Raw genomic sequence first — 21,999 nt, 5'->3', positions numbered from 1 at the left:
CCAGGGGCGTCCCGGCGTCGTCGTTCCCACAACTCAACACCTCACCCATGCAAGTGTCATATAGCGGGCACTTAGCCGAAAGGAACACACCGTGCTCATCGCACAGCGTCCCACTTTGACCGAGGAGAAGATCTCGGAGTTCCGTAGCCGTTTCGTCATCGAGCCGCTCGAGCCCGGCTTCGGTTACACGATCGGCAATGCGCTTCGTCGCAGCCTTCTCTCGTCCATCCCGGGTGCGGCCGTCACCAGCATCCGCATCGACGGCGTCCTCCACGAGTTCACCACCATCCCGGGCGTGAAGGAGGATGTCACCGAGATCATCCTCAACATCAAGCAGCTCGTGGTGTCGTCCGAGCGCGACGAGCCGATCACGGCCTACCTGCGCAAGACGGGTTCGGGCGAGGTCACCGCCGCGGACATCTCCGCTCCCGCCGGCGTCGAGGTGCACAACCCCGAGCTGGTCATCGCGACCCTCAACGACACCGCGAAGTTCGAGCTCGAGCTGATCATCGAGCGCGGCCGCGGCTATGTCTCGGCCACCCAGAACCGCAACGAGTACGCCGAGGCCGGGCAGGTCCCCGTCGACTCGATCTACTCGCCGGTGCTCAAGGTCAGCTATCGCGTCGAGGCGACCCGTGCCGGTGAGCGCACCGACTTCGACAAGCTCATCCTGGACGTCGAGTCGAAGCCCTCGATCGCGCCCCGCGACGCCGTCGCCTCGGCCGGTCGCACGCTCACCGAGCTGTTCGGGCTCGCCCGCGAGCTCAACGTCGAGGCCGAGGGCATCGAGATCGGCCCCGCGCCGGTCGAGACGGTGCTCTCGAACGAGCTGTCGATGCCGATCGAGGACCTCGACCTGTCGGTGCGCTCGTACAACTGCCTCAAGCGCGAGGGCATCAACACGGTCTCAGAGCTCGTCGCCCTGTCGGAGACGCAGCTGATGAACATCCGCAACTTCGGTCAGAAGTCGGTCGACGAGGTGCGCGACAAGCTCGTCTCGCTCGGCCTGTCGCTGAAGGACTCGGTCCCCGGGTTCGATGGCGCGCAGTACTTCGGCGGATACGACGACGAAACCGTCTGATCCGTCCTTCCCGACCGATTTTCTCACTGGAGTAGCTAAGACATGCCCAAGCCCACGAAGGGTCCCCGCCTCGGAGGCGGCCCCGCCCACGAGCGCCTGCTGCTTGCGAACCTTGCCGCGGCCCTGTTCACCCACCGTTCGATCAAGACGACCGAGACCAAGGCCAAGCGCCTTCGTCCGTTCGCCGAGCGCCTGATCACCTTCGCCAAGCGTGGCGACCTGCACGCGCGCCGGCGCGTGCTCTCGGTGATCGGCGACCGCGAGGTCGTGCACGTGCTGTTCACCGAGATCGCCCCGCTCGTCGCGGAGCGCGAGGGTGGCTACACGCGCATCACCAAGGTCGGCAACCGCAAGGGCGACAACGCGCCCATGGCCGTGATCGAGCTCGTTCTCGAGCCGGTGACGCCCAAGACCAAGGCGTCGTCGACGAGCACGTCGGCTGCGGCGACGCCCGCAGCCGCCGCGGCGCCCGCCGAGGGCGAGGCGCCCGAAGGCGAGACCGCCGCCGACAAGGCCGCCGAGACCGAAGCCGAGGCGGCCCAGGAGCAGGCGGACGAGATCGTCGCCGAGGAGCAGGCCTCCGAGGAGTCGGCTTCTGACGAGACCTCGTCCGAGGACGAGACGGCCGAGGACGAGGCGACCGACAAGTAGGTCCCTCCAGCCCGCCGAGAGGTCCGCACGCCGAAAGGCGCGCGGACCTTTCGCGTTGCACGGTGGCTCTCGCCCCGGCATCCTGCCCCTCGCGCCCTCGCGCCCCCCAAGCCATTGCGGCGCCACTTTTCGGTCGCGGCGGCAGCTATCGCTGGCGCCCGCGCCGATAAGTGCCGCCGCAAGGGGCTCTGGGCGGGCGGGGTCGTCGCGAGCTGCGCACCTCTTCTTTCGTTGCGGCTGCAGTTTGCGGCGCGGGCGGCACGTATTCGTGGCGCCGCGGCCGAAAACTGCAGCCACAACGGGGGTGGGGGAGGATCGGGGGCTCGGGGACTCGACGCGGGGCGCTCAGGCGCCGCCGGCGAGAAAGCGCGCGAGCAGCGCGGAGCGCGCCTGCTCCCGGTCGAACTCCGCCCGCGCGCGCCGGTCCTCGATCGACTGCACGGCGTCGGCGACGGTCTCGGCGAAGAGCGCACCGCCGGTGGGTCCGGGGTGGATGTGGTCGTCGGCGAGCAGGTCGGTGTGGGGTGCCACCGCGCCCGACCAGTCGGCGAGAGTGACCCGCGGATGCCGTTTGGCGAAGTTCGAGATCTCGGCGTTGACGCCGTCGATCCACGAGCGCGGGGCGAAGGCGTTCACGAGGACGAGGTGGCGGTCGCCGATCACCTCGGTCACGCGCTCGAGGGTGGCGGCGTCGATCGGCCCGTTGGTGCCCAGGGCGAGCACGACGTAGGGCCGGAGCGTCCCGGCATCCGCCATCGTCTCGAGGATGCCGGGCGCCGCGTACATCGAACGCGACACCGTCGCGTCGACCTCGACGCCCGGGAGCCGCTCGAGCAGCCCGCCCGCGGAGGCGAGCATGACGGAGTCGCCGACGGCGCTGACCTCCTCGCCGCGCACGGGCGTCGGCTCGGGGCCCGGCTCGGGGGCGTTCGCGGAGGCCGGGGCCAGCGGCGGGCGCGGACCGGGCGCGGGCGCGACATCCGGCTGGGCGCCGCCACCGCCGGCGTCTTCGCCGCCCGAGGCGGAGGGGGCGTCGTCGGCGAGGGCGCGCTGCCCCGCGGCGACGGCGACCTCGGCCGAGGATGACTCGGGAGCGGTCGCCACGGCGGCGCCGCTGATCACGAGCGCGCCGACCACGGCGGCGCCCGTCGCGGTGGCAGCGATTCGCGTGCCGGCGCTGCGGCCCGCGCGCTGCCAGGCCAGGCGAAGCGTGGCGCGGAACCCGTGCCGGCGCACCGGCGACTCGATGAAGCGGTACGACGCCCACGAGAGCACGAGCGTCAGCGCGAGCGTGAGCGCTCCCGCCCAGATCGGCACGCGCTGCTCGCCCCAGCTCGCGCCCGGCACGCTCGCCAGCACGAGCACCAGGAGCGGCCAGTGCCACAGGTAGATGCCGTAGGAGCGCATGCCGATCCACCGCAGCGGAGCGGCATCCAGCGCGCGCCCGAGCGGCGACCACGCCCAGACCGAGCAGGCGATCACCACGGTGGTCAGCACGGAGGCCAGCAGCAGCCAGCCCGGGAATGTCGCGATCCCCGGCGCGGGGCGGAGAACGGCGACGAGCAGGATGCCGGCGAGCGCGAAGACACCGAGCGCGGTGAGGCCGACGAGCCCGAGCGCGCGGCCGGTGGCGGCCAGCCAGGAGCCGCCCGCGGGGCGACGCGTGCGGCCGAGGGCCGTATGCAGGGCGAACGCGAGCGCGACGCCCAGCAGGATGCCGAAGCCGTGCGTGTCGGTGCCGAAGTAGACGCGCGTGGCATCGGCGCCGAGCAGCACCAGCACGGCCATGACGGCGGCGGACAGCGCCGCAGCGGCGACGGCGACGGCGACTCGCGCCCACGTCGCTCGCAGGAGCAGGACGAGGGGCAGCACGAGCGGCCACAGAACGTAGAACTGCTCCTCGACGGCGAGTGACCACAGATTGCGGAACAGCTCCGGCGCCGACGCGCTGAAGTAGCCCGTGCCGGCACCGATCGCGACCCAGTTGTAGCTGAACGTCACGGCGCCGAGCACCTGGCGGCCGATGCCGACGAGCACGTCGCCGCCGACGACGGCGGCCCAGGCGGTGCCCACGAGCACGACGGTGCCGAGCGCGGGCAGCAGCCGCCGCGCGCGGCGTCGCCAGAAGTCCCCCAGCGCGATTCGGCCGGTGGCCGCGCGCTCGCGCAGCAGCAGCGAGGTGATCAGGAATCCGCTGATGACGAAGAAGACGTCGACGCCGAGGAACCCCTGCCGGATGCCCGCGGCGGGGAACAGGTGATACACCACCACCAGGATCACGGCGATCGCACGCAGGCCGTCGAGGCCGGCGTAGTGGACGCGGCGCGCAGCCGCCCCCTGCTGCGGGCGAGGCGCGGGGGCGGTGCGGGGCGCGGTGCGAGGCGGGGCGAGGGTCATCGGATGCGGCATGTCGGGGGGACGCGGGATCGCCTAAGTGTACGACCGCAGCCTGACGACACGCCGGGTCCCCGAGTGCCCGATCCGCGTCGGGGTGTACGCCGATGTCTGCGCACCGCTATTCTGGCGGGGCCGGTGTGCACGGGGGACGTCGGCCGAACGGTTTCTGGGGGAACCATGCTCACGATCGCTCTCGCCGAATCGGCGCGGGACAACTCGCTCGGTCGCGCCATCAGCATGAGCCTCGTCGCCGCCGAGCTGGGCGCCGTCGAGCTGTGGGCCGTGGACGATGGTCCGGCGTGGACGGGGGCGCGCCATTTCGATCTCACGGTGCACCGCTTCTCACGCGCCGGCATCGACCGGCTCGTCGAGCGCATCCGCACGGCGGCGCGCGCCGAGCCCGTGCTCGTGTGGGTGTCGAAGGGCATCGCGCCGCTCGACCGCGTGGCCCGAGCCGTCGCGGGCGTGCGCGGAGTGACGGTGGTCGCGGACTTCGACGACGACGACGTGAGCCTCATGCGCGAGCAGATGCGCAAGGGATGGAAGACGGCGGTGCACCTGAACGTGCTGCACCGCAAGTCGCCCGTGCGGGTGGCCCGCGCCCAACGCCGAACGGCGGCCGCCGCCGACGCCTACACCTTCTCGAGCGAGACGCTCCGCGCGACGTATCAGGCGCGGGGCCTGCCGGAGCGGCCCTCCGTCATCGTCCCGCACGCCCGGCCGACCGCGTGGCTGCGTGCTGAGCGCGACACACGCCGCCCCGGGCCGCTGCGACTCGGATATCTCGGCACGGTGCGCCCGCACAAGGGCGCGGACCGCATCCTCGAGCTCGTACGTGCGATGCCCGAGATCGAGTTCGCGAGCTTCTCGGGCTCGTTCCGCCCGACGACGGGGGGCGCGACCTGGCGCGCGATCGAGTCCGCGGCCGCGCTGCCGGCTGTCTATGCCGACATCGACTTCACCCTCGTGCCGCAGAGCGCCGCCTCGAGCGCCGCCCGCAACCAGCTGCCCTCGAAGATCGTCGAGGCCGCGGCCTTCGGTGTCGCGGTGGTCGCCACGCCGACGCCCGTGATCGAGGAGTACTGCGCCGGGGCCTATATTCCAATCGACGACTGGAGTGACGCGACGGCGGTCGCCGCCCGCATCCGCGCCGCAGACCCGGTGGCTCTCGGCGACGCCATCCGCGACGTCTTCGTGCAGCGCTTCGCCACGTCGGTCTCCGCGGATGCGCTGGCGGGGCTGCTCCCGCCCGCGTACGCTGCCGACACGCGAGAGGGGCCGCAGCGGGTGGCCTGACCGCCGTGTCGCGGTCAGTGCCCCGCGCCGAGGTTGCCCGTGAGGCGACCGTGGAACGCGACGGTGGCCTCGTTCATGCCCCCGATCACCACCCGCTTGCCGTGGTGCTCGTACTTGTTCACGATGGCGTCGAGCGCCGCGACCGTCGACGCGTCCCACACGTGGGAGCGGGACATGTCGATCACGACGCGGTCGGGGTCGTCGGCGTACTCGAACTGCGTCGTCAGGTCGTTGCTCGAGGCGAAGAACAGCTCGCCGTCCACGGTGTAATACGCGGTGGGCACGGCCTCGCCCTCGGGCAGCGTGCGGGTGACGGTGACGAAGTGGGCCACGCGCCGGGCGAACAGGACCATCGCGGCGAGCACTCCCACGGCCACGCCGATGGCGAGATTGTGCGTCCAGACGGTGACGACCACGGTGGCGAGCATCACCATCGTCTCGCTCTTGGGCATCCGCTTGAGCGTGGCGGGGCGGATGCTGTGCCAGTCGAAGGTCGCGATCGACACGACGATCATGACGGCCACCAGGGCTGCCATCGGGATGATCGCGACGACGCCCCCGAGTGCGACCACGAGGATGAGCAGGAAAACGCCGGCGAGGAACGTCGAGATGCGCGTGCGCGCCCCCGAGGCCTTCACATTGATCATCGTCTGGCCGATCATGGCGCAGCCGCCCATGCCGCCGAAGGCGCCCGAGAGGATGTTGGCGGCGCCCTGCCCCCACGCCTCGCGCGTCTTGCGGGAGTGGGTGTCGGTGATGTCGTCGACGAGCTTCGCCGTCATGAGTGACTCCAGCAGGCCGACGACGGCCACCGCGAGGGCGTACGGCGCGATGATGCCCAGGGTCTCGAACGTGAGCGGCACGTCGGGGATGAACAGGGCAGGCAGGCTGTCGGGCAGCTCGCCCTGGTCGCCGACGTTCGGCACGGCGATGCCCATGACGACGACCGCGGCGGTGACGAGCACGATCGCGATCAGTGGAGCGGGCACGACCTTCGTGATGCGCGGCATCACGAACATCACGAGCAGCCCGGCGGCCACCAGCGGATACACCAGCCACGGCACGCCGATCAGCTGCGGGAACTGCGACGTGAAGATGAGGATCGCGAGCGCGTTGACGAACCCGACCATCACCGAGCGCGGGATGAAGCGCATCAGCTTGGCCACACCGAGCACGGCGAGCACGATCTGGATGAGACCGCCCAGCAGGACCGTTGCGATCAGGTAGTCGAGCCCGTACTCGCGCGCGACCGGAGCGACGACGAGCGCGATCGCGCCGGTCGCGGCGGTGATCATGGCCGGTCGGCCGCCGAGGAACGAGATGGCCACGGCCATGACGAACGACGAGAACAGGCCGACGCGCGGGTCGACGCCCGCGATGATCGAGAAGGCGATCGCCTCGGGGATGAGGGCGAGCGCGACGACGAGCCCGGCCAGCACCTCGCGGGTGAGCAGGCGCGGACTGCGCAGCGCCTGCAAGACGGTAGGTTCGATGCGGTAGCGGCTGGCGCTGTCGCGAGCAGGGGTGACGGCGGTCATTCGGCTCCCGGGGTCGGTGCTCTCTGGGAAAGCGTGGGTGGAGGAGAGCGCACCGTTGCGCACAGGTGCCGACCAGCGCCGGCGGTGAAAATGGGGTGTGGTGCGTCCGAGTGGACGCGCACGCTGAACTCTACCCCAACGTGAGGGTTGGGCGGGAATCGAGGATGCGGCATGACGGTGAACGACACGATGCACATCGGTGAACTCGCCGAGCGCACGGGCCTGTCGCTGCGCACCATCCGGCACTACGAGGAGGTCGGCCTCCTCGCCCCCGCCATGCGGACCGAGGGGGGTTTCCGTCTCTATGCGGAGGCCGACGAGGAGCGGCTCCTGCTCATCCGCCGGATGAAGCCCCTCGGCTACACGCTCGAAGAGATGCGCGAGCTGCTGCGCGTGATCGACGCGCTGGCCGCAGAGCCCCGGGATGCGGCGATGCGAGCTCGGCTCGGCGACATCCGCGACGAGGCCGTGCTGCGGCGCGACCGGCTGCGCCGGCAGTTGGAGGCGGCCGACGAGTTCGTCGAGCGCCTCACCGAGCGCTGACCGCATCCGTCCCGGTCTGCGCCGGTAGACTGTGACGTTGCGTGAGGAACCCCAGGAGGACCGCATCGAACAGCAACGCGTCGTAGACGAGGCCGCCCGGCGGCGCACGATCGCGGTGATCTCGCACCCGGATGCCGGCAAGTCGACCCTTTCGGAGGCGATGCTGCTGCACGCCCGCGCGATCTCGCAGGCCGGCGCGACGCACGGCAAGGCGGGGCGTCGCGGCACGGTGTCGGACTGGATGGAGATGGAGCAGGCGCGCGGCATCTCGATCAGCTCGGCGGCCATCCAGTTCGAGGTCGGCGACGTCATCGTCAACCTCGTCGACACCCCGGGCCACGCCGACTTCTCGGAGGACACCTACCGGGTGCTCGCCGCGGTGGACGCCGCCGTGATGCTGATAGATGCCGCCAAGGGCATGGAAGCCCAGACCGTGAAGCTGTTCGACGTGTGCGCCGATCGCGGCATCCCGATCGTCGCGATGATCAACAAGTGGGATCGACCGGGCAAGGACGCCCTCGAGCTGATGGACGAGGTGCGGGATGTCACCGGCATGCGCCCGATGCCGCTGACGTGGCCCGTCGGCATGTCGGGCCACATGGTGGGCCTTCGCCACGTGGAATCCGGCGACCTGGAGCTGTACGAGCGCACGGCCGGCGGAGCCCAGGTGGCCGAGTCCCGCCGCGTGGACGGCCGCGAGGCCGAAGAGGTCGCCGGAGCGGACTGGAGCACGGCCGTCGACGAGTCCGAGCTGGTGACCCTCGATGGCGGCGAGTACGACCGCGACGCATTCCTCGATCGCACCGGCATCCCCGTGCTGTTCGGCTCGGCCGTGCAGAACATCGGCGTCGCGCACCTGCTGGACTTCGTGCGCGACGAGGCCCCCGCCGCGCGGCCGCGCCTGGATGTCGACGGCAACCCCCGTGCGGTGACCGCCGGCTTCTCGGCGCAGGTGTTCAAGATCCAGGCCAACATGGATCCCGCCCATCGCGACCGCCTCGCGTTCCTGCGGGTGTGCTCGGGGGTCTTCGAACGGGGCATGACGACGCAGCACGCGCAGTCGGGCCGGCCGTTCGCGACGAAGTACGCGCAGCAGATGTTCGGGCAGGAGCGCCAGACGGTGGAGCAGGCTTGGCCCGGCGACATCGTCGGGCTGGTCAACGCGTCGTCGCTGCGCCCCGGCGACACGCTGCACGGCGAGGATGCGGTGCGTTTCGCGGGCATGCCGCGCTTCGCGCCCGAGGTGTTCGCGCTCGCCTCTCCCGCGGATTCGAGCACGGCGAAGAAGTTCCGCAAGGGCATCGCCCAGCTCGCCGAGGAGGGCGTCGTGCAGCTGCTCGAGTCCGAGCGACGAGGCGTGCAGACACCGATGCTCGGCGCGGTGGGCGAGATGCAGTTCGAGGTCGCCGCCCAGCGCATGCAGGTGGACTTCTCGGCGGCGATGCGGCTCTCGCCCCTGCCCTACACGGTCGTGTGCCGGGTGGACCCCGCCGACGTCGCCCTGCTCGAGGGGCGGCGCGACCTCGAGATCGCGCGCCGCGACGACGAGTACCTCGCGCTGTTCGCCGATCTGTGGCGCCTGCGGGCGCTGCGCCGAGACATGCCGGACCTGGTGCTCGAACCGCTCGGACGAGCGATCGACGAGGCGACGGGCGCCGCGCCACGCCGCGCCTGACGCCCCCTGCTCACACGAGAGAACCGGTGGCTGCCGCGAGGGCTGGCCACCGGTTCTCCTGTTCTCGAGGCGGGTCACCTTTCGGGTCCCCAAGAACCCGCCCCGACATCCGTCACCCGCCCGATGGGCCAGACGGAAGCTCCCGCGCCTGCTCGGCGCGCAGACGGTCGACGAGCCTGCCCGCGGGCAGCTCGACATCGGCGTAGGTCAGCACGTCGTCGGCCGCGACGTCTCGCGTCAGTCGGCATCCCTCAGCGACGCCGATGGGCAGCAGCCGCTGCTCGGCGGTGACGTCGGCCCGTTCGGCGACGCCGTAGGTGTGGTAGCCGCCGAGGCCGTCGATCACCGTGCCCGCGGGCAGGGCGGACTTGGCCACGGCCACGACCTCCACGGTCGGCGCGCCGAGCGGCTCGAGGGCGGCATCGGCGAAGTCGACCGCGCGCACGACCGTGTTCGGCACCTCGAAGTGGCACAGGTGGTACGGCGTGTAGAAGCTGTAGAGCGGTCCCTCGCCGAGCTTGTAGAGGTTGAGGTAGTGGCGCTGCTTCGGATCGTCGTGGGTCGCGAGCACGAAGACGCCCGGGCCGGGCTGTGCTCCCACGACGTAGTCCACGACGCCCCCGGCGCGGCGCAGCTCCTCGACGTCGTAGGCCGTCGTCAGCTCGTCGACGTGCCCGGCATGGTCCGCGCCGCGCATGCCGCGGCGCTCGACCGTCATGCCCGTGGCGTTCGCGACGATCGCCTGCTCGAACGACACCTTGGTGCCGTCGGCGAAGCTCGTGACCATGTAGGGGTCCTGCCCCCACTTCTCGGCGAACGCGGCCTGGGTCGTCGGGGTGCGGTACTCGTCCTGCAGGCCCTTGATGTTGCCGCAGACCAGCGGCGTCAGCCCCAGTCCGCGCACGAAGCGCACGAGGTTCATCTCGACGCCCGGCTGATCGCCGTCGCAGCCGGTGAGCACGACGCCCGCGGCCTTCGCCCGGGCGCTGAGGATCGGCCCCACGGTGCCGTCGACCTCGGCGTTCATGAGCACGACGTGCGTACCGGCGTCGATCGCGTCGACGACCACGTGACAGCCGTACTCGACCGCGCCGGTGGCCTCGATGACGGCGTCGACGGATGCCGCGGCCACCGCGGCGCGGTGATCCGTGGTGATCGCGACGGCTCCCGCCGCCACCGCGGCATCGACGCCCGCCGCATCCTCGACCACGCGGATGTCGGTGACGCCGGCGTCGCGCAGCGCGTTCTCGGCCTTCGAGAGGGTGCGGTTGACGACGACCGAGATGCGCATGCCGGGCACGCTGTTGACGATCTGGTTGATCAGACCGCGCCCCATGAACCCTGCCCCGACCAGCCCGACGCCGATCGGCCGCGATTCGGCCGCGCGGGCGGCGAGGGCCTTGTCGATGAGGATCACGGGAGCCGCCCCGTCACGGCGGCCAGCTGCTCGTCGCTCCACTCCGACAGCAGCGGCCACGAGGCGTCCTTGGCCGACACGTCGGCGACCGGAAGCGGCCAGGACAGTCCCAGGTCCGGGTCGTCGTGACGCAGCCCCCGCTCGGCCGCGGGAGCGTAGCCGCCCGAGACCATGTAGGTCACCTCGGTGGCGTCGGTGAGGGTCTGGTAGCCGTGCGCGAAGTAGGCCGGCACGTACAGCGCCCGGCGGTTCTCGGCGGTCAGCTCGACCGAGACGTGTTCGAACCGCGTGGGGGAGCCGCCCCGCATGTCGACGATGGTGTCGACGATCGCGCCGCGGGTGCACCGGATGAGCTTGGTCTCGGGATGCGGCGAGATCTGGAAGTGCATGCCCCGCAGCGTGCCGGCACGGTGGTTGAACGAGATGTTGCTCTGCTCGATGTGCGGGTCGAGGCCCGCGGCCTCGAACTCGGCGCGATCGAAGGACCGGGCGAAGAACCCGCGGTCGTCGCTGCGCTCCTCGAGGTCGATGATGGCGACCCCGGCGATGGGGGTGGAATGGAAGATCACGGCTGCCTCCAGAACAGGTCGTCGTCCACCTGACCGGTGCGCATCAGGTACTCCAGCTGCTTGAGGCGCGTGAACCCGCGTCCCGAGAAAGACGCCTCGTCGAGGTCGACCGAGGCGAAGATCGCCAGCAGCTGCTCCGCGCCGCGGCGCGCGTTCCAGTCGCACTCGTAGCCCGGCAGCACCTCGCGGATGCGGTCGAAGTTGACCCGGTAGCTGCGGTTGTCACCGCCGGGCGGGCCGAACGAGACCTCGCAGTCCGGGAAGACGTCGCCGACGATCTCGGCGATCTGGCGCACCTGGTAGTTCTGTTCGTCCGAGCCGACGTTGAAGATCTGGCCGCGCACGGCATCCGCGGGGGCCGCCAGCGTCATGCGGATGGCTTTGGCGATGTCGAGTGCGTGCACGAGCGGACGCCACGGTGTGCCGTCGCTGGTCATGACGATCTTCTTGGTCGTCCACGCCAGCCCGGCGAGGTTGTTCAGCACGATGTCGAAGCGCATGCGGGGGGAGGCGCCGAACGCGGTCGCGTTGCGCAGGAAGGTCGGCGCGAACCCGTCGTCGGCGAGGGGCCGGACGTCGCGCTCGACCATCGCCTTGCATTCGGCGTAGATGGTCTGCGGGTCGACGGGGGAGTGCTCGTCGACCACGCCGTCGGCGACGCCGTAGACGCTGCACGACGACATGTAGACGAAGCGCGAGACCCCGGCGGCCTTCGCCATCGTCGCCAGCCGCACCGATCCGGCGTGGTTGACCGCCTTCGTCAGACCGGGGTTGACCTGGCCGAGCGGGTCGTTCGACAGCTCGGCCATGTGCACGACCGCCTCGACGCCGTCGAGGTCATCCGGCTCGATGTGCCGGATGTCCTTGGCGAGGGTGCGGGGAGTGGTGCCGGGCGTGTTGTAGAGCCAGCCGGCCTTGTAGTAGCCGGTGTCGACGGCGACCAGGTCGTGGCCGTCGCGCAGCAGCTCGGGGGCGAGGACGGAGCCGAGATACCCTTCCGTCCCGGTGACGAGCACCTTCATGTCAGGCCCACACCTTCCAGGCCGCCTCGCCGGAGTCCCAGAGCCCGTTCAGCTCGGTCCAGTCGCGGTAGGTGTCCATACCCATCCAGAAGCCCTCGTGCGTGAACACGCCCAGTTCGCCGTCGGCGGCGAGGGTCTGCATCGGCTTCTTCTCCAGCAGCAGGTCGGGGTCGTCGTCGAGGTAGCGCTCGACCATCTCGCGCTTGTGGGCGAAGAACCCGCCCGACACCCAGCCGTCGGCCGACGTGGGCTTCTCGTTGAACTCGGTGACGCGCTCGCCGGCCACGTGCATCTCGCCGAAACGGCTCGTGGGGTGCACCCCGGTGACGGTCGAGATCAATCCGCTGGCGACGTGCTGCCGGTAGATGCCCTCGATGTCGACGTTGCCGATGCCGTCGCCGTAGGTCTGCAGAAAGTAGGGCTGGTCGAGGTACTCGGCGACCCGCTTGATGCGCGCCCCGGTTCCGGTCTCGAGGCCCGTCTCGACGAGCGTGACCTCCCAGTCCTCGGTCTGGGGCTCGCCGTACCATTGCGGCGAGCCGCCGCTGGCGAGGCTGACCGTCACGTCGCGGCCCTGGTCGCCGTAGGTGAGGAAGAAGTCGCGGATCTGGTCGCCCTTGTACCCGAGCGGCAGCACGAACCGCCGAAAGCCGTGTGCGGCGTAGATCTTCATGATGTGCCACAGGATCGGCTTGCCGCCGATCTCGATGAGCGGCTTGGGCAGCTTCTCGCTGGCCTCGCGGATGCGTGTGCCCATGCCCCCGCACAGGATCACGACCGGGATGTCGGCCTTCTCGGGCACGACGGTGGAGACGTCGGACATGACGTGGTTGTTCCTCTCTGAAGGTGGTCGGAGCCCCCAGGCGACGACCTTGTTAGGAGTGTTCAGTTGTGCCGAGGTGGCGTCAGTGGGCCGTTTCGCCAGGCGCCACCACAGCCTTGAAGGTGCGGAACAGGATGCTGATGTCCCCCAGCAGCGTCCAGTTCTCGACGTAGTACAGGTCCAGGCGCAGCGCCTCGTCCCAGCCGAGGGCGGAGCGTCCGCTCACCTGCCACAGTCCGCTCATGCCCGGCTTGACGATCAGGCGCCGCTCGGCGGCGGAGTCGTAGTACTCCACCTCCGCGCGTCGCTGCGGCCGCGGGCCCACGAGGCTCATGTCGCCCTTCAGCACGTTGATCAGCTGCGGGAACTCGTCGAGCGAGTACTTGCGCAGGATGCGGCCGATCGGCGTGATGCGCGGGTCGTTCTCGACCTTGAACAGCGGCGTGCCCTCGGTCCCCTGGCCGGCGAGCAGACCGGCCAGCTGTGCGTCGGCATCCGGGATCATCGAGCGGAACTTGATCATGCCGAAGGGGACGCCCTCCTTGCCGATGCGCTCCTGGCGGTAGAACACGTCACCGGGGCCGGAGGCCTTGACCAGCAGTGCGAGCACCGCGAACAGCGGCGCCAGCACGAGCAGCAGGGCGGCCGAACCGAGGATGTCGAACGTGCGCTTGACGACCCGCTGGCGCCCCGAGTAGCGCGGGGTCTCGACGTGCATGAGCGGGAGCCCCGCGACGGGGCGGGTGTGCATCCGCGGCCCGCCGATGTCGGTCAGGCTCGGCACCATGATCAGGTGCTGACGGCCGGCCTCGAGCTGCCAGCTGATCTTGCGCACCTGCTCGACTCCGAGGGCTGCGTCGCTGGCGACGATGACGGTGTCGGCGCCCGTGCGCTCCAGCATCCGGTCGACGTCGCGCACGGGGCCGAGGAAGGGCACGTCGAGCCCGGCGCTGGTGAAGTCGGCACGACGGCCGGGCCCCGCGATGCCCACCACGTGGTACCCCGCCTCAGGCGTGCGCTCGAGCTCGGAGATGATGCGGGCGCTCTCGCCGTCGTCACCGATCACGAGCACCCGCGACATCGCCTGACCGGCCCGGCGTGCGGACCAGAGGCGCCGTCGCCAGAGAGCCCGGTTGGCCAGCAGCAGGGCCGTGCCGAGCGGGAAGGCCAGGAGCAGGTAGCCGCGGGAGATGGGTGCCGACAGCAGGTAGGACACGATGGCGAGCGCGGCGAAGAGGTAGACCGTGGAAGAGATGACCTTGCGGTACTCGAGCGTTCCGATGCCGACGGTTCGCGCACTGCGCGATCCCGAGATCGACAGGGCCACCAGCCACCCCGTGATCAGCGCCATCGAGAGCCACGTGTAGGTGATCGGCTCGATCGAGTCGACCGGTCGCGAGACGGGTTCGCCGGTGAGCGTGAACCACGCGTACTGCGTCGCGAACATCACCGCGATGACGACGATGGCGTCCGAGACCCAGAGCGTGCGCCGGTAGAGCGAGAGCCAGTCGGCGGTCGCGGGCGCCTGTACGGCGGATCGCGACAGCGATTGTGTGACCATTGATCTTTCCCCAGTGATCTTTCCCCAGTGATGGTGCTCGTGGTGTGACCGGCCCCCGCCGGATGCTGCTGCCCGTACCCGCTAGGGCGACGTGTCGTGCGCCGACGCGCGTGCGGATCGGCGAGTGCGCTCGCGGTCGGTTCGACCGTCCGGCAGATCTTCGCTCGCGGCGCCCCCGGGCGTGCGCACCAGGTCGTCGAACGTCGGTGCGGGCGGCGGCGCCGACCGCTCGGCCGATGCGTCGTCCGCGCCCTTCGGCGCGGGCGCCTGGGAGTGGTACGGCTCGGCAAGATACGAGGTCGTGCCGCGCCCCGCGACCCGGTTGACGACGACGCCCGAGATGTGGGCATTGACCTTCTGCAGGGCCGCGACGGCACTGCGGATCTCGTCGCGGCGGGTGCGGTCGATCGAGGCGACGAGCAGCACGCCTCCCACGTTGCGCGAGAGGATCGCCGCGTCGGGCACCGGCAGCACGGGCGGCGTGTCGTAGAGCACGACGTCGTAGCGCTCCTGCAGCTGCACCATCAGCTCGCGCATCTGCTGCGACCCGAGCAGTTCGCTCGGGTTGGGCGGGATGCGGCCCGAGGCCAGCACGTGCAGGTTGGGCGAGCGCCACGACTGCACCACGTCGGCGAGCTCGGCGCGTCCGATCAGGATGTCGGTGAGCCCCGCGCCCCCCTCGAGACCGAAGTAGCTGTGCACCTGCGGGCGGCGCAGGTCGGCTTCGACGACGAGCACGCGAACCCCGTTTGCGGCGATGGATGTCGCGAGGTTGGTCGTGATCGTCGACTTGCCCTCCCCGCTCGAGGGGGAGGTCAGCACGAAGGTGGCGGGTCCGTCGATGTCGAGGAACTGCAGGTTGGTGCGCAGGATGCGGAACGACTCGGCCGACGGGCTGCCGGGGTCGTGCTCGGCCAGGATCGAGCTCTGACGGCCGCGCCCGACCTGCGGGATGGCGCCGACGATCGGCGCGGTGGTGATCGCCTCGACGTCCTCGAGGGTGCGCACGCGCGTGTCGATCAGATCGCGCAGGATCGCCGCCAGCACGCCGAGGGCGAAGCCCGCGGCGATGCCGATCAGAAGGTTCAGCATCAGGCTCGGGCTGACCGGCGACGTCGGCGTCTCGGCGAAGCGCACCTGCGTGATCTGCACGGGCGGGGCGGCCTCGACGATGACGGGGTCGCCATTCGCGTCGATCGTGGGCGTTCCGGTGACGGCTGTCGTCTCGATCTCTTCGACGACCGTCGCCAAGCTCGTGATCAGGGCATTGGCGAGACTCGCGGCGACGCTCGGCGACGCGTCGGTGACGGTCACCTCGAGCATCGTCGTGTCGACCGGGATCGAGACCCCGATCTGCCCCGCGAAGGCGGCGGGTGAGATCTCGAGGCCGAAGTCCTCGATCACGCTCTCGGTCACGATCGGCTCGACCAGCAGCTGCGCATAGGTGTTCACGCGGCGTTCGGTGAAGGCGTTGCCTTGCGTCAGCTCGTTGAGGGTGCCGCCCGACTCGCTGGCCACGAAGGCGGCGCTCGTCGCCGAGTACTCCGCCTCGGTCGTCGCGGTCACGGCCCAGGCCGCCGTCGCGCCGACCATCGCGAAGATGACGATCAGCAGCCACGATCGACGGAAGATCCGCGCGTAGTCTCGAGTCCCCACTCGTGCCCCCCAGAGAGTCCTTCATCCGCGGCGCCGGCTACGTGTCCCCCTCGTGCCGGTGTCGATCCCTCGTCGACGACGTCGCTCCACCATGTATACCGGCAACGTGCGACGTTGACCACCCCGGGCCCGAGAAAGTTCGGCGGGCGTAACGTGGCGTTCACACCGGACTGCGCGCGCTCGGGGTGTTGCGCGATGGGGGTGCGGCGTGGCTACGATGGACGCGCGACGCACCATCGTGGGGATCCGGTGCACGCAGCGCTCATGATGGGGGATGAGGCATGCGATCGCTGGGGACGATCACGGCAGGGACGACACGAGAACGCGCCACCGGCGACCCCACCGGCGCCCGCAATGCCGACGGCATCCTCGAGGTCACCCTCTTCTGCGCCGAACTCGCGGCGGACGACACGGCTGCGGGTGCGCACGTGCGCGGAACGCTCGCCCGGCTGACCGACCCGCGCCTGCACGTGAATGTGGTGACGCAGTGGGCGAACGGCCCACGGTGGATGCCGCGGCTGCTGCGCAGACCATGGCGCCTGGCCTCGGTCGTCGCCCGGGCCCGTGTGCGCCGGCCGCGCGGTGTGCTGCTCGCGCGCTGGAGCCCCTTCGTGGCGCTCGTGAGCGGGCGCTGGCGGCGCCGGGGGCTTCCGCTCGTGCTGTTCGTGCAGGGCAACCTCGACGACATGTACGACTCGAATCCCTGGACGCGGCGCGTGCCGCGGATCACCGAATGGGCGCTGGCCTCCATCCGCGAGGCGGCGGCGGTCGTCACCCCGAGCGAGGGGCTCGCGGAGTGGGTCGGGTCGCTGCGGGCGGACGGGCGGCGCGGGGTCACCGTCATCCCGAACGGCGCCGACGTCGGAGCCTTCGACGCCGAGCGCGAACGGGCGGGGCAAGAAGCGCCCCCGTCGGGCACGACGCCGTCGGAGCACGCCCTCTTCTTCGGCAATCTGGCCTCGTGGCAGGGGGTCGACACGATCCTCGCCGCGGTGCGCGAGCCCGCGTGGCCGGCCGACCTCGATCTGCATGTGATCGGCGACGGGCAGGCCGCCGAGGCGGTGCGATCGTGCGGCGACGCGCGCGTGCACTACCTGGGCCGCCGCCCCAAGCGCGAGGTCACCCGCGCCGCCGCCCGGGCGCGGATGACGCTGGCGACCCGGCACGACGTGGCCGCGAGCGCCACGGGTGTATCGCCGTTCAAGATCATCGAGTCGGCGGCGGCCGGAACCCCGAGCATCGTCACGCGCGTGCCCGGGCAGACCGAGCTCGCGCAGGCGATCGGCGGCTCGCTGCTGATCCCGCCCGGCGATCCCGCCGCGCTCGCCGCCGCGGTCGCGCGACTGCACGGCGATGCGGAGCTGCGCGATGCGCTTGCGTCGGCCGGGCGCGACGGCGTGCGGGCCTTCGACTGGGCGGCGCACGCGGGAACGCTCGCCGGCATCGTGCTCGCCGCCGCCGACGGTTCACCGCGCCGTACGCGTGCGACGGAGCGTGTGGCGTGACGCTGATCGACGGACGACGCGACCACGAGACCCGGCCGGATCCCGGCGGGCACCTCGACGCGATCAAGTACTGGCTCGTGCTGGTCGCGTTCACGGCCGGGGCCTTCATCGCCTGGCGCAGCCACGCGATCCTGCCACCCAAGCTGTTCCTCGACGAGTTCATCATCCGCCGCTTCATCTCGGGGGAGCTGCAGTCCGACGGGCCCAGCTCGTACGGCACCACGGGCTGGCTCTACCGCGTCACGGGGCTCGGGTCGATCCCCGACCTCTTCCCGCTGCTGGCCTTCCTGGTCTTCGCCGGGGCCATCGTCGTGGGCGTCGGGTGGCGCAACATCGCCGGGATGTCGTTCCCGGCCATCGGGCTCACGGCGGGTTCGCTGCTGCTCGGGGGCGTATACCTGTCGCAGTACTCGAAGGAGTTCTTCGTGCTGCCGCTGGCGATCCTGCTGCTGCTCGCCCGGCGGTCGTGGAAGCTCGAGGTGGCGTGGCTCGCGCTCGCGCTGCTCTACGCCACGCACGTGCGCCAGTACTGGTTCCTCGTCATCGCGATCTACCTCGCGCTGCGCTTCGTCATCCCGGCCCTGCGTTCCGCATGGTGGCTCGTGCCGATCGTGCTCGTCGGGTTCCTCGTCATGGTGATCGTGTTCGAGGTGTTCCTCGGCACGTCGCTGACGTTCTTCCGCACCGACATCAACAACGCCCTCGAGTACGATCGCTCGACCCAGATCGACGACGTGCTGCCGGGCGACGCGATCCCGGTGCAGTGGCTCAACGGCGTGCTCGTGATGCTGTGGATGGCCTTCCCGGTCTGGATGATCTTCTCGGGCGACCTGGTGCAGCTGCTGGCCGGCGTGTTCATGGCCGTGTGCTGGGTGCTCGTCATCGACCGCGCGCGGTTCGTCGTGGGGCGTGCGGGCCCAGGCGTGCTGCCGCTGGCGTTCCTCATCGCCTTCCTGATGGTGCAGACGGCGTTCGAACCCGACTACGGGTCGTATCTGCGTCACATCACGCCCCAGCTGCCCATCTTCCTCGCGCTGTTCGCCGCGACGGCGCGGCGCGGACGCGACGAACACCGGCCCGTGGCGACGTCGCCGGCGCCCGCCGGGCAGGGGGTGCTCAGATGAGGATCGTGCACGTCACTGAGACGCTCGTGGGCGGCGTGCTCGCCGCCGTCGCCGCCCTCGCCAACGCGCAGGCCGCGCTCGGCCACGAGGTGCGCATCGTCTACGCGCGCAAGCCGACGGTGCCGGATGCCGCCGAGCTCGACAGTCGGGTCGACGCCCGGGTGACGCGCACCGAGGTCGCCTATCGTGGGCGCCTGACCGCCGTCGACGCCCTGCGTCGCGCCGTCGCGCGGGCGACCCGCGATGGTGTGGACGTCGTGCACCTGCACTCCAGTTTCGCCGGCCTCGCGGGCCGGCTTTCACCCGCCATCCGGCGCCAGGCCGACGTCATCGCCTATTCTCCGCACGGTTGGGCGTTCCTGCGCGGCGCCGGCGGCGGAGTCGTGGCCGGAGCGGCCGACCGCCTCGCGCTCGCCGTCGAGCGCGCCCTGACGGGTCGGTGTGACGGGCTCGTGCTGGTCTCCGACTCCGAGGCCGAGCTCACCAGGGCGCGCCTCGGCGCCGCGCCCTGTCATGTGCTGCGCAACGGCATCCCGGTCGCGCATCTGCCGGCGGCCACCGGCAGCGGCCGGCAGCGGCCCGTGGTCACGGCATCCGGTCGGCTGATGGAGCAGAAGGCGCCCGACCGTTTCGCGCAGATCGCCCGCGCGCTCTCGGACCGGGCCGATTTCGTGTGGATCGGCGACGGCACCCCCGAGGAGCGGGCGCGATGGATCGGCGACGCCCCGGTGCGCGTGACCGGCTGGCTGCCGCACGCCGACGTCGTCGCGCAGCTGGCGGCATCCGACATCTTCCTCTTCCCGACCCGGTGGGAGGGCATGCCGATCTCGCTGATGGAGGCGCAGGTGATGGGTCTTCCCGCCGTCACGACGGACGTCGTCGGCAACCGCGACGTCGTGCTGCACGGCGAGACCGGCCTGGTCTGCGCCGACGTGCCCGACCTGACCGCCGCCGTGGCCGGCCTGCTCGACGACGCCACCGCTCGGGCGTCGATGGCGGCCCGGGCCCGCGCCGTGCAGCGCGAGCGGCTGTCGGATGCCGAGCTGGGTGCGGCGTCCCTGACCGTGTACGAGAGTCTCGCCGAGCAGCGCAGCGCAGACCTCGTCCTCTGACCCGTCGCCGGCGGCGCGCCCCCTCCCCCTGCGCCGTCGGCGGCGTCCCCACCCTCGATGGTGGGGCGCCGCACGCTCGGCGCTGGGCGCTCAGCGCCGGATCACGAGCAGCGCGTCGCTCCATGTCGAAGGCCACCCCACCGAGACGTCGACCCCGGTCCGGTCGTCGGCGAAGAAGAACTCCTCGCCCGTGGCCGGGTCGATCCAGCGGATGTCGTATGCCGCCTCGGGGTCGAGCGCGGTGGTGTCGATCGTCACCACCGTCCGCGGCTCGCCGAAGTAGGCCAGCGCGCCCGCGCCGTCGGGCAGAGTCGCGGCGGTGACCTCGGATGTCGTGCCCGGCGTGCCGTAGCCGTCGACGACCAGGCCCGCGGCGGGCGCGCCATCCGTGATCGGGGTGAGCGGTGTCTGCGCGTACGTCGACAGTGCGCGCGAGAGCACCGTGATGTCACCCGCCGAGTCCGCATCCAGCGCCGGGATCCAGTCCTCGAGCACGGGCCAGACCTGCTCGTGCCCGTACGCGTAGCCGGCCGCTCCGGCGAGGATGGCGCGGTAGGCCTGCGCCCGCAGGTCGCGCCGGTCGAGGATCGGGTCGCGCGTGCGCTCGTCGTAGTACGACTCCCACAGCACGATGGGACGCACGGTGTCGCGCTCGTACTCCGCGGCGACGTACGGCACCGGATCGGCGCCGCTGTACGCCGCCGATATCGTGTACCACTCCTCGTCGCCGAAGAACTCCTCGACGGACCTTTCGCGTGACGTGTGGTATGACATCAGGTGCGGCTGGGTCATGCCCGCGGCCAGCGCCCGTCCCATGGCGATCGTCTCGGCGATGCGGGGACCCCGGTCGAGCCCGCCGGGCACCCCCGCGGTCTCGTTGCCCTCGGTCGTCGGATCGTTGTCGCCGCCGAGCAGCCACCAGACGTTGGCGCGGTCGCCGTATCTCTCGGCGAGGAAGGAGCCGTACGCGCCCGCGTTGTCCTCGGTGACGTAGCCGCGCCAGGCGTCGCCCCATCCGCCGTACCAGGAGGGCACGAGGGCGGCCACCAGGCCGAGCTCCGCGCAGCGGTCGATGCACCACGCCACGTGGGTCCAGTAGTCGTCGCCCTCGTTCACGACCGGGTCATCGAGGGCGCCCTGTACAGCGAAGGGGCGGTGACCGTAGGCGTTCTCGGCCCCGGTGTCGAAGTCGAGCACCGACAGCTGCAGTGCGGTGAAGCCGGCATCCCGCCGCGCCGTGGCGAGCGTGTCGAAGGACTCGCGGGTCATGCGGCTGATCGCGTTCCACGGGGTGTCGGCCAGGTAGAAGAACGCCTGCCCCTCGGCATCGACGAAGGTGCGCTGGTCGTCGGCGATGCCGATCGGGAACACGCCGCTCGCGAGCGGGTCGCCCTCGGGGGCGCCCGCCAGCGGATGCGGAACCGCCACGCCCGGCGCGGTGGACCGGCCGATCGCGAAGCCGCCGAGCCCGCCGACGACGACGCCGCCGATGCCGATCAGACCCAGGCGCAGGGCGTCCCGGCGGCTCAGACCGCGACGGCCGCCGCCCGGGGGCACCGGCGGCGGGGGCGGGCCGGATGGCGCTCCCACCGCTGCCTGCGCCGCCGGCTGTGCTTCGCGCGCCCCGGGCGCAGTCACCTCGGGCTGCGGAGGGCCGGCGGGTCGTGCCGGCTCCGCATTCGCGGGCTGCGCGTTCTCGTCCGGCCCCGGCACCGCGCCGGTCTGCCAGTTGCCCCCAGCTGTCATCGAAACGTCCCCCGCACGTCGAAGTCCCCCGTCTTCTCGCGGCCCCTCCCCAGGCGGCCGCAGCATCCATGCTACGGCGTGGGCGAGGGGATGGCGAGGGTCGCGGCCTGGTCGCAGCGCCCGTGCGCCTGCCGTGCGGTCACAGGGCGGGCGGATAGGATTGCGGCGCTGGTCCGCACGGATCGGGTCGATTCGAGGACGGTGTACGTGGAGCTCGCGGTGGTGATCTTCGCCGTAGCGGCTGGGTGGCTGCTGCTCGCGGTCGTCGTCGCGCTCGTGATCG

The 21,999-nt window shown here is 71.2% G+C and carries 17 protein-coding genes; 8 read left to right on the top strand and 9 right to left on the bottom strand.

From position 1 onward, the window contains the following. Positions 1–91: 91 nt before the first annotated feature. Together M4I32_RS07285 and rplQ are read left to right on the top strand one after the other, a co-directional pair. Positions 92–1,081 carry a DNA-directed RNA polymerase subunit alpha gene (locus M4I32_RS07285; protein WP_319033821.1) on the top strand — a complete coding sequence of 330 codons (990 nt, stop codon included), beginning with the start codon at positions 92–94 and terminating at the stop codon, positions 1,079–1,081. A gap of 42 nt (positions 1,082–1,123) precedes the next feature. Further along, entirely contained in the window at positions 1,124–1,732 is a 609-nt protein-coding gene (gene rplQ / locus M4I32_RS07280) for a 50S ribosomal protein L17 (protein WP_319033820.1), read from the top strand. A gap of 345 nt (positions 1,733–2,077) precedes the next feature. On the opposite strand, the gene M4I32_RS07275 is transcribed toward rplQ, so the two are convergent. After that, entirely contained in the window at positions 2,078–4,129 is a 2,052-nt protein-coding gene (locus M4I32_RS07275) for an acyltransferase family protein (protein WP_319033819.1), read from the bottom strand. Between the two features lie 177 nt (positions 4,130–4,306). On the opposite strand from M4I32_RS07275, the gene M4I32_RS07270 reads away from it, so the two are divergent. Further along, a complete protein-coding gene (locus tag M4I32_RS07270; protein WP_319033818.1) occupies positions 4,307–5,425 on the top strand; it encodes a hypothetical protein in 1,119 nt (372 codons plus the stop codon). A gap of 14 nt (positions 5,426–5,439) precedes the next feature. On the opposite strand, the gene M4I32_RS07265 is transcribed toward M4I32_RS07270, so the two are convergent. After that, on the bottom strand, positions 5,440–6,963 hold the full coding sequence (locus M4I32_RS07265; protein ID WP_319033817.1) for a SulP family inorganic anion transporter: 1,524 nt from the start codon (positions 6,961–6,963) through the stop codon (positions 5,440–5,442). A gap of 171 nt (positions 6,964–7,134) precedes the next feature. Here M4I32_RS07265 and M4I32_RS07260 point away from each other — a divergent pair, with 171 nt between their 5' ends. Beyond that, on the top strand, positions 7,135–7,506 hold the full coding sequence (locus M4I32_RS07260; RefSeq protein WP_319033816.1) for a MerR family transcriptional regulator: 372 nt from the start codon (positions 7,135–7,137) through the stop codon (positions 7,504–7,506). Between the two features lie 37 nt (positions 7,507–7,543). Beyond that, entirely contained in the window at positions 7,544–9,181 is a 1,638-nt protein-coding gene (locus M4I32_RS07255; protein WP_319033815.1) for a peptide chain release factor 3, read from the top strand. Positions 9,182–9,293: 112 nt separating this feature from the next. On the opposite strand, the gene M4I32_RS07250 is transcribed toward M4I32_RS07255, so the two are convergent. The 6 genes from M4I32_RS07250 to M4I32_RS07225 form a co-directional block, all read right to left on the bottom strand. Beyond that, positions 9,294–10,598 (bottom strand): NAD(P)H-dependent oxidoreductase, encoded by a 1,305-nt coding sequence (locus M4I32_RS07250; protein WP_319033814.1) that lies wholly within the window; start codon positions 10,596–10,598, stop codon positions 9,294–9,296. Further along, entirely contained in the window at positions 10,595–11,167 is a 573-nt protein-coding gene (rfbC, locus tag M4I32_RS07245) for a dTDP-4-dehydrorhamnose 3,5-epimerase (RefSeq protein WP_319033813.1), read from the bottom strand. Before rfbC ends, M4I32_RS07250 begins: the two co-directional genes overlap by 4 nt. After that, complete coding sequence (locus M4I32_RS07240; RefSeq protein ID WP_319033812.1) at positions 11,164–12,189, bottom strand: SDR family oxidoreductase; 1,026 nt, start codon at positions 12,187–12,189, stop codon at positions 11,164–11,166. The genes rfbC and M4I32_RS07240 overlap by 4 nt, the downstream gene beginning before the upstream one ends. A 1-nt stretch (position 12,190) precedes the next feature. Beyond that, complete coding sequence (locus M4I32_RS07235) at positions 12,191–13,012, bottom strand: sugar phosphate nucleotidyltransferase (protein WP_319033811.1); 822 nt, start codon at positions 13,010–13,012, stop codon at positions 12,191–12,193. Between the two features lie 82 nt (positions 13,013–13,094). Then, the gene (locus M4I32_RS07230) at positions 13,095–14,573 is read right to left on the bottom strand and encodes a sugar transferase (protein WP_319033810.1); all 1,479 of its coding nucleotides are present in this window, start codon (positions 14,571–14,573) and stop codon (positions 13,095–13,097) included. 81 nt (positions 14,574–14,654) lie between these two features. Then, complete coding sequence (locus tag M4I32_RS07225) at positions 14,655–16,229, bottom strand: polysaccharide biosynthesis tyrosine autokinase (protein ID WP_319033809.1); 1,575 nt, start codon at positions 16,227–16,229, stop codon at positions 14,655–14,657. 281 nt (positions 16,230–16,510) lie between these two features. On the opposite strand from M4I32_RS07225, the gene M4I32_RS07220 reads away from it, so the two are divergent. Genes M4I32_RS07220 through M4I32_RS07210 form a run of 3 tightly spaced genes read left to right on the top strand, consistent with a single transcriptional unit; the run spans position 16,511 to position 19,970 of the window. Then, on the top strand, positions 16,511–17,734 hold the full coding sequence (locus M4I32_RS07220) for a glycosyltransferase (protein ID WP_319033808.1): 1,224 nt from the start codon (positions 16,511–16,513) through the stop codon (positions 17,732–17,734). Further along, positions 17,731–18,858, top strand: a complete 1,128-nt coding sequence (locus tag M4I32_RS07215; RefSeq protein ID WP_319033807.1) for a hypothetical protein — start codon at positions 17,731–17,733, stop codon at positions 18,856–18,858. The genes M4I32_RS07220 and M4I32_RS07215 overlap by 4 nt, the downstream gene beginning before the upstream one ends. Further along, entirely contained in the window at positions 18,855–19,970 is a 1,116-nt protein-coding gene (locus M4I32_RS07210; protein WP_319033806.1) for a glycosyltransferase, read from the top strand. The genes M4I32_RS07215 and M4I32_RS07210 overlap by 4 nt, the downstream gene beginning before the upstream one ends. A gap of 90 nt (positions 19,971–20,060) precedes the next feature. Here M4I32_RS07210 and M4I32_RS07205 read toward each other — a convergent pair whose 3' ends face one another. Continuing rightward, the gene (locus M4I32_RS07205) at positions 20,061–21,716 is read right to left on the bottom strand and encodes a DUF4038 domain-containing protein (protein ID WP_319033805.1); all 1,656 of its coding nucleotides are present in this window, start codon (positions 21,714–21,716) and stop codon (positions 20,061–20,063) included. Positions 21,717–21,999: the final 283 nt, after the last annotated feature.

Source organism: Microbacterium sp. LRZ72, from assembly GCF_033792225.1.
Lineage (GTDB): Bacteria > Actinomycetota > Actinomycetes > Actinomycetales > Microbacteriaceae > Microbacterium.
The sequence above is the reverse complement of the archived record's forward strand: the minus strand, read 5'-3'. Positions and strand labels throughout refer to the sequence as shown.

What these genes read in the sequence shown, in the direction of transcription:
- rplQ (WP_319033820.1), top strand. Translation starts at nt 1,124, where the DNA reads ATGCCCAAGCCCACGAAGGGTCCCCGCCTCGGAGGCGGCCCCGCCCAC.
- M4I32_RS07275 (WP_319033819.1), bottom strand. Translation starts at nt 4,129, where the DNA reads ATGACCCTCGCCCCGCCTCGCACCGCGCCCCGCACCGCCCCCGCGCCT.
- M4I32_RS07270 (WP_319033818.1), top strand. Translation starts at nt 4,307, where the DNA reads ATGCTCACGATCGCTCTCGCCGAATCGGCGCGGGACAACTCGCTCGGT.
- M4I32_RS07265 (WP_319033817.1), bottom strand. Translation starts at nt 6,963, where the DNA reads ATGACCGCCGTCACCCCTGCTCGCGACAGCGCCAGCCGCTACCGCATC.
- M4I32_RS07260 (WP_319033816.1), top strand. Translation starts at nt 7,135, where the DNA reads ATGACGGTGAACGACACGATGCACATCGGTGAACTCGCCGAGCGCACG.
- M4I32_RS07240 (WP_319033812.1), bottom strand. Translation starts at nt 12,189, where the DNA reads ATGAAGGTGCTCGTCACCGGGACGGAAGGGTATCTCGGCTCCGTCCTC.
- M4I32_RS07235 (WP_319033811.1), bottom strand. Translation starts at nt 13,012, where the DNA reads ATGTCCGACGTCTCCACCGTCGTGCCCGAGAAGGCCGACATCCCGGTC.
- M4I32_RS07230 (WP_319033810.1), bottom strand. Translation starts at nt 14,573, where the DNA reads ATGGTCACACAATCGCTGTCGCGATCCGCCGTACAGGCGCCCGCGACC.
- M4I32_RS07220 (WP_319033808.1), top strand. Translation starts at nt 16,511, where the DNA reads ATGCGATCGCTGGGGACGATCACGGCAGGGACGACACGAGAACGCGCC.
- M4I32_RS07210 (WP_319033806.1), top strand. Translation starts at nt 18,855, where the DNA reads ATGAGGATCGTGCACGTCACTGAGACGCTCGTGGGCGGCGTGCTCGCC.
- M4I32_RS07205 (WP_319033805.1), bottom strand. Translation starts at nt 21,716, where the DNA reads ATGACAGCTGGGGGCAACTGGCAGACCGGCGCGGTGCCGGGGCCGGAC.